The organism is Syntrophobacter fumaroxidans MPOB (genome assembly GCF_000014965.1).
In the GTDB taxonomy this organism is placed as follows: Bacteria; Desulfobacterota; Syntrophobacteria; order Syntrophobacterales; family Syntrophobacteraceae; genus Syntrophobacter; species Syntrophobacter fumaroxidans.
This window is the reverse complement of the sequence record NC_008554.1, coordinates 3,375,078-3,390,876: the sequence shown is the minus strand read 5'-3', so window position 1 is coordinate 3,390,876 and position 15,799 is coordinate 3,375,078. Positions and strand designations below refer to the sequence as shown.

The following is a 15,799-nucleotide window of genomic DNA, read 5'->3' as shown; positions in this document are numbered from 1 at the left end:
CCTTTTTCCGCCGGCCCGGGAGGTGGACAGTCCTCGAAGGTGCGGCCTGGACAAGGGAGGTGTCCGATGCAAAAGGGTGTGATTTTCTGTGTCTCGCTGGGGAAGGAAGAACAGACGATGTTGGGACAGTCGGATTTGGCGAGAATGGTCCGATCCTTGAACGCCTCTGCCGTCTATGTGGCAACGTCGGAAGAGGAAGTTGTTCATGGATGGTCGTACCTGATCGCCGCCGGCATGCACCGGATTTCCTGCGCAACGACCGCGTACGATCCGGCGATGGGCAAGTTCGAAATTCACGAGACCCCATTGCGACTCTGGACGGGGAGCATGGAGCGGCTGTTTCCAATGGACGGGGAAGATCGGGGAGTGAACGGAATTCATGCACGCGGCGCCGAGCTCTCTTGACGGCAAGCCTGCGGCAGATGGAGGGAAAAGGGATGAACAGACGGTTTAATGTGGTTTTTGGCCTGATGGTCTTTGCCGTGTTGCTCGCTTCGCACAGTTTTGCGGCACACGGTGAAAAGCAGGCCGACAAGAAAGCAATCCTGATTGTGGCCTTCGGGACCACGGTTCCCGAAGCGCAGAAGGTCTTCGACGGAATCGATCAACGGGTGAGAAAAGAATTCAGGAATACGGAGATCCGTTGGGGATACACATCGAGCATCGTCCGCGCCAAGCTCGCCAGGCAAGGGAAGGTTCTGGACTCTCCCGAAGTGGCCCTGGCAAAACTCATGGACGAACACTACACCCATGTTGCGATCCTTTCGCTGCACACCATCCCGGGTGAGGAATTCCATGACCTGTATCGGAATTCCCGCCTGTTCGAACAGATGGCGGGAGGTTTCAAGAAAGTGGCGGTCGCTCCTCCGCTCCTCTCTTCCCACGACGACATGGTTCGTGTGGCAAAGGCCGTGATCGGGCATGTCCCCCGGGAAAGAAAACCCGAAGAAACGGTTCTCCTCATGGGACACGGCTCTGAAAAGCATCCGGCCGACGCCCTATACTCCGCGCTGAACCAGGCTTTCACTGAGCTCGATCCCAACGTGCGCCTGGCCACCGTTTCCGGCTATCCGTCCCTGCAGGATGTGATGCCGAAGATCGCGAAAAGCAAGAGCGGGAAAGTGTACCTGATGCCGTTCATGCTGGTCGCCGGAGATCACGCCATGAACGACATGGCCGGCGATGAACCGGACAGCTGGAAATCGATTCTCAAAGGCAAAGGCCATCATTGCGAGATCGTCATGAAGGGTACGGGAGAGTATCCCGAGATCGTGGACGTGTGGATGGATCATTTGCGCGCCGTCTACACTGGGCTTTGATTCCAGGGTTCAAAACCGCACGGAAGAACCGTGCCGAGCGATGGGAGGCCGGCCTTCATTGACGCAGCTCGACGATCCTCGCAAGCGCTCGGAACAGCAACCCCGGGATCACGACTTGATGCAGAACGTGAACAAGGAGCTCACCAGCCGACAGGTACGTAAAATGACGCATCGCTTCAGCGGAAGGGAGTGCAAGTCTTCCGCCGCCCCGCGACTGTAATCGGGACGAAAACCGCGGAATGCCACTGGGAGGCACGAAGCTTGCCGGGAAGGCGCGGTGAGTAGGATGAACGAGAGCCAGGAGACCTGAGCGATGCAGGAATTTCACTCATATTCCCGAGGGGGAGATAGGAGTCTGCACGATGAAGCATGCCGTATGTACATGGGCTCTCGCCGGATTGACGTTTCTTGTCCTTTTCACCGCCACCGCTGAAGAATCGCTTTCCCAAACTCCACGAACCGCCGTGTCTCAAGCGGAAATGCAGCCTGGAAGCACATCCGCAACCGATGACGCCAATCAAACCCGACTCGAGGAGCTCGTGGTCACGGCAACCCGGCTGCCCATCCCGGCAAAGGACCTTCCCGTTCCCGTCCAGGTGATTTCCAGAAAACAGATCGCGGAATCCCATGCCGATGATCTCTCCGAGCTCCTCACCGAATTTCTTCCCGAGCATTTCCAGAAATACCCCGGCGCACTCTCATCCGTGAGCATCCGGGGCTTCCGGACAGACACCACGGGCACGGACATCAAGGGGCACGTACTGCTGCTCATCGACGGACACCGGGCAGGAACGGGAAACATCGCGGTCATTCCGGTGGAAAACGTCGAACGGATAGAGATCGTGCGGGGCCCGGGGTCCGTCGTCTACGGTTCGGCGGCGATGGGCGGCGTGGTGAACGTCATCACGCGCAAAGGCAAGGGAGAACCCACCGGAAACGGGGCATTCGAGTTTGGAAGCGCGGAATACGTGAAAGGTCGCGCCGGTTTTTCGGGTGGTTTCTTCGACAACCGCCTCGGAGTTTCCGTCACGGGACGGACCATCTCCAGGGGCGATTACGACAGGGGAAACGGGAACACGGTCGTCAACACCGGGTACAACGATCAGGCCTATTCAGCCAGCCTGTTTGCCGCCCCACATCCGGACCACACCCTTTTCGCGGTGGGAAACTACTTCGAGGCCTGGGATGTGGGGACTCCGAATCCGGACTACTCTTCACCCAATCGCATAGACAACAAGGACATCGAACGGGGTTACGGGTCGGTGGACTACGACGGCGCTCTTCCGGACTGGGGAATGAACTGGCACTTGAGCTACTACAACGTTTTCGACAGCAACAGGTGGAACTACCCGGCCCTGACCTACGGCTACTCATCGGCGACCACCGAAACCAGGACTCAGGGAGTCCGCAGCCAGTTCAGTCTGCCCACTTTCTCCGCAGGCCGGCTGCTGCTGGGCTTCGATTGGGACGGAATCGACGTCAACTCGTTCACGAAGCCGGCCGGCTCTCCATGGAGTCCGGACAGCCGGTACGACAACTACGCGTTTTTTGCGGAGGAGAAAATCAACTGGAACAAATTCACCTTTCTTGCGGGGGTCCGCTATGACATCTTCCAGGAAGACCTCCTTCCCACCGAAGGACTGCAGGTGAATCCGACGAGCGAACAGTTCGGCCATGTGAGCTGGCGCACCGGGCTCACGTACGCTTTTCTCGACTGGCTGACCGCTCGCGGGGCCGTCGGAACCGCCTTCCGCATCCCCGCCGCGGACGAGCTCGCGGGACGGTACCAGGCCGGCACGTGGATGAAAATCGTCGGGAACCCCGACCTGGAACCCGAATCGACCATCACCTACGAAGCGGGGCTCGACTTTGACTACGCGGGCTGGAAGGGGGGAATCGGCTTTTTTTACACCGACTACACCGACAGGATCTCGGGCGGGTTTCCGGCCTGCGTCGACGGCGACTGCACCTGGACAACCTACAAGAACGTTGAAGGTGCCGTCTTTTCCGCAATCGAGGGCAATGTCGGCTACAAACACTCCCTCGCGTTCCACGGTCATGAACTGAGCGTCAGGCCCTTCCTGAATTTCGTATACTACACTCAACGCAAACTCGAAGACGCCGCCTATGCCAAGCTTCTGAAATCGGATTCGGTTCCCTATGTGCCTTTATGGGATGTCACCGGCGGTATTGAAGTGAACATCAACCGCAAGGTCAACTTCATATTCAGCGGCTTCTACACCGGAGCCGAGAAACAGCAGGATTTCGACTGGACGTCTCCCACCTACGGCACCGCCGTGGATAAGGGAGGCTTCGTGGTCCTGGCCGCTCGGCTTGCCTTTCGGCCCGTGAAGCATTTCGAGCTTTTCCTCGTCACGGAAAACCTGACCGACCGGGACTATTGCTTCGTGGACGGATACCCCATGCCGGGGCGAACCATCCGTGGAGGCATGGAGGCCCGCTTCTAGGCCTCCCCATTAGAACACGGCGGCCCAGGGTGTTTTTCCGGGCCGCCGTGATTCGCCCATGGTGGGCCTGGTCGAGCATAAGGGTGCACGAGGCTCCGCCCGATCGTGGGCGGGTGTTCCCTCCCGGCCGGGCCATCGGCCCGGGGGGAGGTTCCCGGCCCGACGTGGGCAGGGTGGGGAGGCTCCCGGCCCGACGTGGGCAGGGTGAAACCGTGCCCACCCTACGGACTTGCACGGTCGGGCAGCCGCGTAGGGTGGGATGCGCGGCAGCGCAGCCCACGGTTTTAACGCTCCAGGGGCAGGAACTATGTGTAGCCAGCGTTTACGAGCGACCGGGGGCGGTTTCGACGTAGCGCAGCCCACGGTTTTGACGCCCTTGCCCCAGCGTTCGGCGCCGTGATGAATCTGCAACCGACGTGTGAAACGACCCTTTGAAAGCGCTCGCGGCTCCCGGGTTTCGCCGCAGGCAGCCGAAAACACCGGAGTCCGGCTTTCACCACCGAGAGGTGTCCGCATGAGAACAATCCGACGATCTCGTAAGCTTGCATTCCTGGGAATCTTTCTGCTGCCGGCCCTGTTTGGAGGTGCCGCCCCCTTGGCCGCTCAGCCGGCCGGCTTCGTCGATTCCGGCGGCAACCACGTCACATTGCCGCAACGGCCCAAAAGGGTCATCTCCCTCGTGCCCGCCCTCACCGAGATCATACTCCGACTGGGAGCCGGAGAGTGTCTTCAGGGCATCACGTTTCACGATACCCGCTTGGCGGAAGCCAACGGGAAGACAATCGTCGGCGGCTTTCTCACCCCATCCCCGATCCGCATGATGTCTCTCGATCCGGATCTCGTCCTGGTCTCGTCCATACATCGAACGGTTCAGGCAGAATTCCGGGGGCATCCGTTCCCCGTGCTCGAGCTGGAGTCCCGTTCCATTTCCGACCTCTACCGTAACATCCGGCTTCTGGGCGAGATTTTCGACAAGAAGGCGACGGCCGAGGAGGTGATCCTCGAGCTGCACGGGAAGCTGCGGCTCGTTGAGCGAAAGATCGAGCGGATTCCCGGGAACGCGCGCAAAAGAGTCGTCCGGTTCATGGGGATCAGCCACAACCGCATAACGACCCCGGGAGACGATTCCTTCCAGAACGATTTCATTCGCGCGGCGGGGGGCATTCCTCCCCGCCTCGGCAAACACGGAAACGTTGTAGAGATGACCGTGGAAGAGTGGAAACGCTTCAATCCCCAAGCGGTCTATGGTTGCGGCGCGGACCGCGAGACCGCCGCGAAATTCCTGTCGCAACCGGGCTGGAACGAAGTGGAGGCGGTGCGCAAGGGGAAGATCCTCTCCTTCCCGTGCGACTTGACGTGCCGTTCCTCGGTTCGATCGGCCGACTTCGTCGCATGGCTTGCTTCAACGGTCTACGACGATGCATTCGCCATGGAGCGCAACCGGGTCCTGCGGGAAAAACGCATCGGAACCAGGCCCGTGGAGCTCCCGCTCGATTATGTTCGATCCGCGCGAATAGTGGAAACCACCATTTTCGACTTTCCCAACAAGACGCTCCTCATTGAATTCATCGAACCCCAGCGGGTGACGTCGACCCTCGAGGGTGAACGCAGGGGAATTCGCGCCGTGGGAAACCACTACTTCCCGCCTCCATGCTGGAGCGTCGGGCACAGGCTCGGGTTCGAGCAGTGGAAGAATCACACCCTGCAAGTGATTGGCAGCCCTCCCGGGACAAGCTGCTTCCTCTTTACCGGTGCGGACATGCAAAACCTTTCCGTGCAGAAGGCGCAGTTCAAGGACCTTCAGGTTTACGCCCTGGTGACTGCCGGCGTGGAGAGCAATGCGATTCGCATGTCCGCCGACGAGGGGCTGTTTTATGAACCGGGAACCGTCAACGTGCTCCTCCTCACCAATAAGAGGCTCACCCCCAGGGCAATGAGCCGGGCGATCATCACGGCAACGGAGGCCAAGACGGCGGCGATGCAAGACCTGGACATCCGGAGCGCCGCCGGACCGAGGTTTCTGCAGGCGACGGGGACGGGAACGGATGAGGTGCTCGTGGTGGAGGGCAGGGGCGGGCGCATCGACAACACGGGGGGCCATTGCAGGATGGGCGAGCTCATTGCGAAGGCCGTATATGCGGGAGTCAAGAACGCCGTCGAACGGCAGAACGGAATAACCAATCATCGGAACGTCTTTCGGAGACTGAGGGAAAGAAACATCGACCTGCACGGGCTCACCCGGGAATGCGGCGCCTGCTCCGACAGGGATGTTTCGGACAACATCCTTGGGCAAATGGAAAATCTTTTGCTGCAACCCCGTTTCGCTTCCTTTCTGGAATCGGTTTTTGCTCTGAGCGATGCCTTTGAGAGAGGTCAAGTCGAGGACCCGGGACTCTTCAAGACATACTGCCTCGGTGTGGCGCAGGAAATTGCCGGAGACCGCAACGTTCGGTGGATCGATCGGAAGAGGTCGGAGACCATCCCGCCGGTTGTCGGGATGGCCCTCGACGCCTTGCTGAACGGACTGCTCTCAAAGGCGGAACGGGAAGGGGACGTTGTTTCACAGGCCTCGCCGCCCGAACGCCCATCCGGCCCGTACGTGTCCTCGGACCGTTGACCGCCGTGGCGGGCATCTGCATTGCGGGTTCAAGATCATGAGAATTTGGCCTAACCTCCTGTTTTCCATTCTGTTCCATGCCGCCCTTCTGGGTTGGCTGGCGTTTTCTCCTCCTTTTCTGCGACCGGAAACCGAGCGGTGCCTGATCGTCGACCTGGTGGCACTTGACGCAGACCCGGCCCGGGGCGGAACACCCGGTGGAGGGAAAGACGTTATCCTTGCGGCCCATGAACCGAAGGCGGATATGATGGCCGAACACTCCCTGGACATGTCGGCCGCATCCGCGGCAAAGGATTCAGGTACCGAACATGGGCCCAATCCGGGCGGGACCGAGCCTCCCGCCCGGATTGGGCCGTCGCAGGCAGCTTCTTCCGTCTCCACTCCGAAACCGACGAAAAAGGCGGACGCCCGGCGGAACGATCGCGAAAAACACAGGTGGAGCCATGCCCGTCGCCATGCGGCGACACGATCCACGGAGCCCGAAGGGACCGGGGAACGTGCTCCGGGGACCGAACGGGGGGCAAGCGCATCCCGGGAGACCGGGCACGGCGAACGACCGCGCGGTAACGCCGGAGGCGGTCATGGCGACGATGCGGGCTCTTCGGGGGTGGGCGCCGGCAACTCTTCTTCGGAAGGGCCCATCGACGCTCCACTGGGATCGGCAAACGGACCGAGGTTCGTCACGAAGGTGATGCCGAAATACCCTCACAGGGCAAGAGAACTTGGAATGGAAGGAACGGTGGTGCTGCGCGTGACGATCGACACTCGAGGAATGCCGGTCCGCGTCGAATCGGTGCGCAAAGCCGGGTTTGGATTCGAAGAGGAGGCCATCCGGGCGATACGGAGCTCGATCTTCTCGCCCGCCAGGATCGGCGGACGGCTGGTCGCCTGCCGGGTCCTCGTGCCCGTGCGCTTTCAGCTCGAGACGTCCGCAGACGATTGACCCCCTGCACGGACCCCGGAGACCTCACAGGGGGTGATGTGCCGCAATGCGTGTATACGGAGGGCAACATGGCATACCCATTCTCCCTTATCGTTGTCCTTTTCCTCGGATTGAGCGCCATGATTCCGTGGCGCTGCGAGGCCGGAATGCTTCCGGGGCCGGGCGGCGAAGCAATTCGGGTTCCGCACGATCCGACCCGCATCGTCTCACTCGCGCCCAGCATCACGGAAATCCTTTTCAGCCTCGGTGCGGGACATCGTCTCGCCGGTGCGACCGATCTTTGCGATTTTCCCTCCGAGGCAAGCCTGCTCCCCAAGGTGGGCAGATTCCCGGGCCCGGACCTCGAGAGGATCGTGAGCCTGCGGCCGGATCTGTGCATCGCGCTGAAGAATGTGAATCCCGCGGATTTGCTGGACCGGCTGGGGACTTTCGGCATCCCGGTGTACGTCGTGGAACCGAAAGACCTCTCGACCACCATGGAAACGATCCTGGAGCTTGGCCGGTTGCTCGATGCGGAAGCCAGGGCCCAGGAACTGGTGGGCGGCATGAGCTCCAGGGTCGAACGGGTGAAGTCCCGTGTGGCGAAGGTCGGGAGTCGTCCCGGGGTATTCCTGCAGATCGGCGTCACGCCGATCGTATCCGTGGGAAGCCATACCTTCATCGATGAGCTCATCACCCTATCGGGAGGGCGCAATCTGGCGCAAGGCCCCGTTCCCTACCCGCGTTTCAGCAGGGAACAGGTCCTCGCGCTACAACCCGAGGTCATCATTATCACATCCATGACGAGGGGACTGGTGTTCGAGCGCGTGAGGGACGAATGGCGGGAGTGGGAGAGTCTGCCCGCGGTGAAAAATCAACGCATTTTCATCGTCGATTCGGATCTCATCGACCGCCCCACGGCCCGCCTCGCCGAAGGGCTCGAGATGCTCGCCGGTCTCATTCATCCCGAGTTGTTTTGAGTCATGAATCATCGAGTGGTCAAACGCACGTTGAACGTGTCCGTTCTTTTGTGCCTGGTTCTGGCGGCGAGCACCGTCCTCGGGCTCTTCACGGGATCGACGGGGCAAAACCCCTGGGAAGTGCTTGCCCTGATCACCGGCCGGGGAGACCCGGATTCCGTGACGGCAAGCATCATCTGGCGAATTCGCCTCCCCAGGGTTCTTCTGGCCTCCATGATCGGAGCCACTCTTTCCCTGGGAGGCCTCGTGTTTCAGACCCTGCTCAGAAACCCCATAGCCGAACCCTATGTGCTCGGCATCTCGGGAGGCTCGGCGGTGGGAGCCATTCTGGGCATACTTCTCGGCCTGTCCCGGTTTCCCGGCGTTGCCTCCTTTGCGTTTGCCGGAAGCATGCTCACTCTCCTGCTGGTTGTGAGCATCTCCTCGGGGCAATCATCGGTTCGAAAGGACTCCCTAATCCTCGCAGGAGTCATGGTCAACGCGTTCTGCTCCTCCATCATCATGTTCATGGTCTCTCTGACACGGGATTCACGACTCCACAATATCCTCTTCTGGCTCATGGGAGACCTCTCCATAACCGACCAGAAGCAGGTCCTGATGCTTTTCGGAGTGCTGCTTCCCTGTTTTGTCGTGCTGTTCCTTTTTGCAAACTCCATGAATCTTCTGCTCATGGGCGAAGACATGGCCGCGGGCATGGGAGTGGACGTGCGTTTGATCTCCCTTGCGCTTCTCGGCACCACCTCACTGATGGTGAGCGCAACGGTTTGCCATTCGGGGCTCCTGGGTTTCGTCGGCCTGGTCATTCCCCACCTGCTCCGGCTGCTTTTCGGAGCGGACCACCGGGTGCTCATCCCTGCCTGCGTCTTTGGAGGCGCCGCATACCTGGTTCTCTGCGACCTGGTCGCCAGGACGCTTCCCGCCCATGGAGAAATCCCGGTGGGAGTCGTCACGGCGATGATCGGCGCACCTCTGTTTATCTTCCTCCTTGCAAAGTCTCGAAAATGAAACCGTCCCTGGATGTACGAAACGTCAGCCTGGCGTATGGAAAAAGCACCGTATTGAGAGATATTTCCTTTTCGGTTCGTGAAGGCGAGTTCTTCATCATCATCGGCCCGAACGGTTCGGGGAAATCTTCGTTGCTCAAAGTCATCGCCGGCATTGCCAGGCCGGGTTCTGGGGATGTGGAGCTTTTCGGGCGTCCTCTCCGGGGTCGCTCCCGAAGGACACTGGCGCGAACCATCGCCGTGGTGCCTCAGACTCAGCCAATGGACGTCCCGTTTTGCGTGGCGGAGGTGGTGCTCATGGGACGTTCCCCTTACATGGGCCTGCTGGGCATGGAAAGCCCCGAAGACCTGCGTATCGCCGAGAACGCCATGTCGTTCACCGGTGTGTCGGAGCTCGCCCGCCGCAAATTCGATCGATTGAGCACCGGGGAGCGGCAAAGAGTCCTCATTGCCCGCGCCATCTGCCAGCAGCCCCGGATCATGGTGCTCGACGAACCCACCGCCTCCCTGGACCTCGCCCACCAGGTCCACATCATGGAACTCATGGAGCGACTCAGGAGCCACGACGGAACCACCATCATCATGGTATCGCACGACCTGAATCTTGCGGCCATGTATGCGGACAGGCTGCTGCTCATGAGATCGGGTAGAATCATCAGCGCGGGATCGCCGGGAGAAGTTCTGAATTATGAAACCCTCGAGCGCGCATACGGCTGCGTCTTGCTGGTGGACGGCAATCCGGTGAAGAATGTGCCGAGGATCACCCTGGTGCCTGCGCACGCGTTGCCTCCGAAATCGGGCGGATGAGCCAAGCCGGGTCGGGCTCTGGGCCCCCTCAGCCGAACCTGCGTTCAAGACGGTAATATGGGCGGGAGGGCACAGAGCCCTCCCCTTGCACATCCGTCCTGCGCACCCCTGCGGACGATCTCTCCTGCACGGGAACACGGCATGACTCGCCCGCCGCGCAGCCCGGCGAACCGGGGTCCTGCAGTCTCGAACGCAAAGTGCCGGCAGCCGCACACGGAGCCCGATAACGACCGGCCGTCTCCGAGGGGATAACCCGTCGTCATCCAATCCTCGAAACGTTGGAACGCAACCCATTTTTCACTTGACGCACGATTAAAACGCGGCAATTTTGTTCGTGCCAGGAGATGACATTCCGTTCTCCAATGGTGATCTCGTCGAGAAAGTCCGCGGCAACGCGGACGGCTCTGGCGGGCATTCGGGAGTGAACCCTGCGGGAAGCGAGCGTTCCGGGCCGTTTTTCGTTGCGCTCCGCAGAGGAAATTCCCCGTATCACCGGACGAACCGATGCATTTACCGGCAAGGCTTGCCGGCGGGTCCGCCGTTGGATCCGCCCCCGGAAGAAACCTGAAGCGACGTGCACCAGGCACCTGACAGACTCAGGAGAAAGGTACGATCATGAAGAATCGAGTGACTGTTCCCGAGATCATTGCTTCCAAAGGCAAACGCAAACTCTCCGAACTGACTGCGTACGACTATCCCACTGCCCTGTGGGCGGATCAGAGCGGCATCGACATGCTGCTCGTCGGCGACTCCCTGGCCATGGTCGTTCTGGGCCACGACGATACCCTTTCGGTGGGAATGACCGAAATGCTCCACCACACGAGTGCGGTCGCCCGCGGCGCAAAGCGCGCCCTGGTGATCGGCGACATGCCGTTCATGTCTTACCAGGTCAGTGTGGAGGAAGCCCTGTACAACGCGGGTCTTTTTCTGAAAGAAGCGAAGGCCCAGGCGGTCAAGCTTGAAGGCGGGAGGAGAGTGGCGCCCCAGGTGAAGGCCATGGTTGAAGCCGGTATCCCGGTGCAGGGCCACCTCGGGCTCACGCCGCAGAGCTCCGCCCAGTTCGGCGGTTTCAAGATTCAGGGAAAGACGGCCGAAGCGGCCAAGATTCTCATCGAAGACGCACAGATCCTTGCCGAGGCAGGATGTTTCAGCATCGTTCTGGAAGGCATTCCCTCCAATGTTGCCGCCATGGTCACGGAAGCCATACCCGTACCCACCATCGGCATCGGTGCGGGACCCGATTGCGACGGCCAGGTCCTGGTGATCCATGATGTGCTCGGTTTGTATGACCGCTTCGTGCCCAAATTCGTCAAGAAGTATGCCCAACTTGGCTTGACGATCAAAGAGGCGTTGACAAAATACCGCGAAGAAGTGGAAAACGGGACGTTTCCGGGCCCCGAACACGAATTCGGCATGGCCGAACTGGAAGCGAAAAAACTGAGCGGACTGGAAGACAAGAAATAGGAAGCGTCGAGAAGAGAGTCCCCTTCGGGAACTGGCGGAGAAGGGGTTGAAAGGTTCCTGCGCCACCTCCCGCAGCGTCTTTCCGGGAGGTGGCGGTTACTCGGCGAATGAAATCCCGCCGGTTACCGCTCAAGAGCCCGCAGATACTGCCCCAGAGCCATCAGGGGGAAACAATTCCGATAATTGTGGTAGCGGATGTAGAAGTGCTTGGGAAAGCCCGTTCCCGTAAAATGGAGTTCCTCCCAAGTGCCGTCCCGTTTCTGCGTTCTGAGCAGATACTGAATCCCGCGGCTGGCTTCCTGAGATTTCATTTCCCCGCAGGCGATCAGCGACATCAGGGCCCAGGCGGTCTGGGAGGGAGTGCTCGGCCCCTGACCGCGCAGTTCAGGGTTCTCGTAACTCTCACAGGTCTCTCCCCACCCGCCGTCCGAATTCTGGTGATCCTTCACCCAGCGCACAGCCGCCCTGATGTAAGCCGCCCTGGGGTCCTCGCCGATGGATATCAGCCCCTTGAGGACGGACCAAGTGCCGTAGATGTAGTTGACGCCCCAGCGTCCCCACCAGCAACCGTCGCGTTCCTGGCGCTTCTTCAGGAATTGGATTGCCTTTCGCGCCCGCGGGTGTGAACCGTCGTATCCGAGATATCCCATGGCTTCGAGCACCCGGCCTGTAACATCGGCGGTGGGGTAATCAACCATCGCTTCCTGGTCGGCAAAAGGAATGCGATTGAGGATCTCGAGAGTATTGTCCTTGTCGAAGGCGGCCCATCCTCCATTGGAGCTCTGCATGCTGAGGCACCATTCCATGCCCCTGCACTTGGCGAATTCCAGCCCTTCGACCCGCTCCGCATTGAAGCGGTTCAGAGTGCTCAGCACAACCGCGGAATCATCCACGTCGGGATAGCGGGTGTTGTAGAATTCGAACGCCCATCCGCCCGGAAGACTATCGTTCTTGATCTGCCAGTCTCCACCCGTCAGAACCTGGTTCTCCAAAAGCCACCTTCCCGCTTTTTCCAGGCCGGGGTGTTCCGCAGCGACGCCTGCGTCGAGCATGGACAGAACGGTGAGGGCCGTGTCCCAGACGGGAGAAACACAGGACTGCATCCGCGTTCCCTCCTCGTCTTCCATGCAGAAGGCGTCAAGCGCCTTTATTCCCTTGACGATGACCTCGTGATCCAGCGGGTACCCCAGGTAGTACAGCGCCAGGACAGAGTAGACCATCGGCGGCTGTATCCCGCCCCAATCTCCGCTGTCCTCCTGGTGATCCAAAACCCAGGTCTCCGCCGCCTGCACCGCCTTGTTCCGCAAGGAAGGAACCGGGCGCCGCTCAAACGCCTTCGCAATACGGTCGAAAAGAAAAAACAGCTTGTGCGTGCACGATGCGAAATTCTTGTGCTTGCTGCCCGGGACGTAGAGCTCCTTGATCGAACACTTTGCGGGCAACGGACAACGCGGCCGGATGGACATCACAATGGACAACGGAACCACCGTGCCTCTGGCCCAGCTCGAAAACTCATAAATATTGAAATACAGACTGCTTGGGAGCAACACCAGCTCGACGGGCATGGACGGCACCTTGTCCCAGTCGTACTGAGAAAAAAGCGCCAGCCAGATCTTCGTGAATACCCGCGCCGACTCGATGCCGCCCTTGGACAGAATAAATTCGCGGGCCCTCCTCATCGGCTCCGACTCGCAGTGCTCACCCGCAAGCTTGAGCGCGAAATAGGCCTCGATCGTGGTGCTCAAATTCCCGCCGTCTCCGTAGTACAATCCCCACGAACCGTCGGGCCGCTGTTGATTGAGCAGGTATTTCACCATGCTTTTCTGCTGCTCGGGCCTGCTCACCTCCAGAAGGTAGAGCAGCATGATGTACTCGCTGGTGATCGTGACGTTCGATTCCAGTTCCGACCACCAGTACCCGTCTTCATATTGAGTCTTGAAAAGCTGACCGCACGCATTGTCGATGGCCTTCTCGATCTTTCGCAACCATGAATTCCGCACCCCCAGATGATGAACGCAGTGATGACCGGTGTGCTCCGTTGCGCTCCCGGCCTCGTACTCCTTCAACGCGGCCGGATGACCGCCTCCGGGAGTGCGCCCCGATTCGCCATGGTCAGCAAGATTCTCCCACTGATACTCTTCTTCGAGGAAATCCGCCGCGCTTCCTCTCTTGCCCCTGATTGGATTCATTCTGTCACCCAGATGAGGTTGAGATCCACACAATCCGTTTAGCCCGCAATATTCGGATAACAACAACCGCCCGCGCGCAGGTCAAACCTGCCTTCAGTCACTTCACCGCGTCGATGCGACCACCATCGGCGCAACACACGGTATTTTCAATAAATGGATAGTTCTTATATCATTTTCGAGATTTTCTCAAGTGAACATAAATGATACGCCTTGCCCCCGTGAAATATTAATGAATCAAAATTTTAGCTTGCCCAACCAAGGCCATGGGAGTGCGCATGCCTGCCAACATTATGTATTTATTGGCTGAATTTTAATCGCGCGATTCCGACCGGTTCCACTTCCGTTCACGCAGAACCTCGAACACCTGGGCGAGAAAGAAGAAGAAGGCGGCGACCAGGATGATGGTCGCCCCGGAGGTGAGGTTGAAGGAATAGGAAAGCCAGAGTCCCATCATTGAAACCGTGCAGCTCAGGAGAGTTGAGAAGAGCATCATTGCGCTCAAGGAACGGCAGTATTTCTCCGCGACATAGGGCGGTATGGTCAGCAGGGCGATGACCAGGATGAGACCGACCACCCGGATGACCATGACGACGGAGAAGGCCATCATCGCCAGCAGCAGAAAATAGAGTCCCTTGACCGGCACCCCTTTGGTCATGGCAAATTCCTCGTCGAAGGACATGGCCAGAAACCCGTGGTAGTAAACCACGACAAGAATCAGGATAAGCACATCGAGGAAGGCCATGAGCACGAGATCGAATCTCGGAACGGTGAGGATGCTCCCGAACAGATAGCTCATGATATCGACGCCGTATCCCGGCGTCAAGTCGATAAAGACGATGCCCAGGGCCATTCCCACGGCCCATAGCACACCGACGACGGTGTCCGCCCGTTGCTTGTTCTTCAACGTAACCAATGCCATCACGGCGGAAATGAGCAGGGAGAATCCGGCTGCTCCCAGGATGGGAGAAAATCCGAGATAGAATGCGATCCCCACTCCGCCGTACGCCGCGTGCGCCACTCCCCCGGAGATGAATACGATGCGGTTCACCACCACCAGAGTCCCGATGATCCCGCAGGCGATGCTGGTGAGGATTCCGGCCAGGAGGGCATTTCTCATGAACTCCAGTTGAAATGCTTCGAGCATCTCAGTGGTCCTCGTGGTCGCGAAAGACCCGGTGCGGCATTCCATGGGCGATGAGGTCCACCGGACAATGGTAGGCCATCTCGATCATCTCGGGGGTAATTTCCGCCGCGTCGTGAAAGAAGAGCCGTTGATTCAGGCATGCCACGGATTTGACGTAACTGGAAAGCACGCTCATATCGTGGCTCACCACAACGATTGTCATGGAATCGTTGAGTTTTTTCAGGAATTCAAAGAGCTCCGTCTGAAACTCCTTGTCCACGCTGGCCGTCGGCTCATCCATGATGAGGATGGAGGGGTTGCCCGTAAGCGCCCGGGCGATCAACACTCGTTGTCTCTGCCCGCCGGAAAGCCGGCCGATGGGGCGCTCGGCGTATTCCCACATGTGGACCCGTTCCAAAGCCTCCCGGGCCGTCCGGCGGTCGGCGGCCGAATACCTGTAGCCGTGTCCGGCCCCTCCGAGCCGACCCATCAGCGCCACGTCCAGGACGGAAATGGGAAAGTCCTTGTTGATGCTGGTGTCTTGAGGCACATAGCCGATCTCGCTCACCACCCTGCTCGGCTCTTTCCCCAATACGCGCACGATCCCCATGGAGGGCTTCAGAATACCCAGGAACAGTTTCAGCAATGTGGTCTTGCCGCTCCCATTGGGACCGATGACGGCCAGAAACTCCCGCTGCGCGATGGAAATGTTCACGTCGCGCAGCACGAGGTGACCGTTGTAAGAGAAAGACAAGTCCCTGACTTCAATGGCTTTCGGTTCATCCGCTGGCGTTGCCATGACCACCCTTTGCACGTAAGACGCTCCATCCCGATACAAACTCACCGCCCTCGCGGCGGCCCCAGCCCCTTGAAACACCGGAGGTTCCGGGCTCAGCCCGGAGGCGA

General features: G+C 59.6%; 12 protein-coding genes and 1 riboswitch. Of the genes, 9 read left to right on the top strand and 3 right to left on the bottom strand.

The genetic code is table 11. The features are described from left to right. Nucleotides 1-66: 66 nt before the first annotated feature. From SFUM_RS14225 to panB, 9 genes are all read left to right on the top strand, one after another. On the top strand, nt 67-405 hold the full coding sequence (locus SFUM_RS14225) for a hypothetical protein (RefSeq protein ID WP_041440602.1): 339 nt from the start codon (nt 67-69) through the stop codon (nt 403-405). A gap of 32 nt (nt 406-437) precedes the next feature. After that, entirely contained in the window at nt 438-1,319 is an 882-nt protein-coding gene (locus SFUM_RS14220; RefSeq protein ID WP_041440599.1) for a sirohydrochlorin cobaltochelatase, read from the top strand. Nucleotides 1,320-1,475: 156 nt separating this feature from the next. Continuing rightward, a riboswitch (cobalamin riboswitch) is annotated at nt 1,476-1,647 on the top strand. A 34-nt stretch (nt 1,648-1,681) separates the two neighbouring features. Beyond that, complete coding sequence (locus SFUM_RS14210; protein WP_011699589.1) at nt 1,682-3,787, top strand: TonB-dependent receptor plug domain-containing protein; 2,106 nt, start codon at nt 1,682-1,684, stop codon at nt 3,785-3,787. A gap of 514 nt (nt 3,788-4,301) precedes the next feature. After that, nucleotides 4,302-6,404, top strand: coding sequence for an adenosylcobinamide amidohydrolase (locus tag SFUM_RS21905; RefSeq protein ID WP_011699588.1), 2,103 nt, complete (start codon nt 4,302-4,304; stop codon nt 6,402-6,404). 37 nt (nt 6,405-6,441) lie between these two features. After that, nucleotides 6,442-7,347, top strand: coding sequence for an energy transducer TonB (locus SFUM_RS21900; protein WP_011699587.1), 906 nt, complete (start codon nt 6,442-6,444; stop codon nt 7,345-7,347). A gap of 68 nt (nt 7,348-7,415) precedes the next feature. Next, entirely contained in the window at nt 7,416-8,306 is an 891-nt protein-coding gene (locus SFUM_RS14195; protein ID WP_011699586.1) for an ABC transporter substrate-binding protein, read from the top strand. A gap of 3 nt (nt 8,307-8,309) precedes the next feature. Then, a complete protein-coding gene (locus SFUM_RS14190) occupies nt 8,310-9,311 on the top strand; it encodes a FecCD family ABC transporter permease (RefSeq protein ID WP_011699585.1) in 1,002 nt (333 codons plus the stop codon). Then, nucleotides 9,308-10,117 (top strand): ABC transporter ATP-binding protein, encoded by an 810-nt coding sequence (locus SFUM_RS14185; RefSeq protein WP_011699584.1) that lies wholly within the window; start codon nt 9,308-9,310, stop codon nt 10,115-10,117. The genes SFUM_RS14190 and SFUM_RS14185 overlap by 4 nt, the downstream gene beginning before the upstream one ends. A gap of 615 nt (nt 10,118-10,732) precedes the next feature. Continuing rightward, nucleotides 10,733-11,581: a 3-methyl-2-oxobutanoate hydroxymethyltransferase gene (gene panB, locus SFUM_RS14180; RefSeq protein ID WP_011699582.1), complete on the top strand. Its 849-nt coding sequence runs from the start codon at nt 10,733-10,735 to the stop codon at nt 11,579-11,581. A 122-nt stretch (nt 11,582-11,703) separates the two neighbouring features. Here the strand turns inward: panB and shc are convergent, their stop codons facing one another. From shc to SFUM_RS14165, 3 genes are all read right to left on the bottom strand, one after another. Further along, complete coding sequence (gene shc, locus SFUM_RS14175) at nt 11,704-13,770, bottom strand: squalene--hopene cyclase (protein ID WP_011699581.1); 2,067 nt, start codon at nt 13,768-13,770, stop codon at nt 11,704-11,706. Nucleotides 13,771-14,080: 310 nt separating this feature from the next. Further along, on the bottom strand, nt 14,081-14,914 hold the full coding sequence (locus tag SFUM_RS14170) for a metal ABC transporter permease (RefSeq protein ID WP_011699580.1): 834 nt from the start codon (nt 14,912-14,914) through the stop codon (nt 14,081-14,083). 1 nt (nt 14,915) lies between these two features. After that, complete coding sequence (locus tag SFUM_RS14165) at nt 14,916-15,692, bottom strand: metal ABC transporter ATP-binding protein (RefSeq protein WP_011699579.1); 777 nt, start codon at nt 15,690-15,692, stop codon at nt 14,916-14,918. Between the last annotated feature and the right edge of the window lie 107 nt (nt 15,693-15,799).

Coding starts and splice junctions, on each gene's coding strand:
- SFUM_RS14225 (WP_041440602.1), top strand. CDS start 67: ATGCAAAAGGGTGTGATTTTCTGTGTCTCGCTGGGGAAGGAAGAACAG.
- SFUM_RS14220 (WP_041440599.1), top strand. CDS start 438: ATGAACAGACGGTTTAATGTGGTTTTTGGCCTGATGGTCTTTGCCGTG.
- SFUM_RS14210 (WP_011699589.1), top strand. CDS start 1,682: ATGAAGCATGCCGTATGTACATGGGCTCTCGCCGGATTGACGTTTCTT.
- SFUM_RS21905 (WP_011699588.1), top strand. CDS start 4,302: ATGAGAACAATCCGACGATCTCGTAAGCTTGCATTCCTGGGAATCTTT.
- SFUM_RS21900 (WP_011699587.1), top strand. CDS start 6,442: ATGAGAATTTGGCCTAACCTCCTGTTTTCCATTCTGTTCCATGCCGCC.
- SFUM_RS14195 (WP_011699586.1), top strand. CDS start 7,416: ATGGCATACCCATTCTCCCTTATCGTTGTCCTTTTCCTCGGATTGAGC.
- SFUM_RS14190 (WP_011699585.1), top strand. CDS start 8,310: ATGAATCATCGAGTGGTCAAACGCACGTTGAACGTGTCCGTTCTTTTG.
- SFUM_RS14185 (WP_011699584.1), top strand. CDS start 9,308: ATGAAACCGTCCCTGGATGTACGAAACGTCAGCCTGGCGTATGGAAAA.
- panB (WP_011699582.1), top strand. CDS start 10,733: ATGAAGAATCGAGTGACTGTTCCCGAGATCATTGCTTCCAAAGGCAAA.
- shc (WP_011699581.1), bottom strand. CDS start 13,770: ATGAATCCAATCAGGGGCAAGAGAGGAAGCGCGGCGGATTTCCTCGAA.
- SFUM_RS14170 (WP_011699580.1), bottom strand. CDS start 14,914: ATGCTCGAAGCATTTCAACTGGAGTTCATGAGAAATGCCCTCCTGGCC.
- SFUM_RS14165 (WP_011699579.1), bottom strand. CDS start 15,692: ATGGCAACGCCAGCGGATGAACCGAAAGCCATTGAAGTCAGGGACTTG.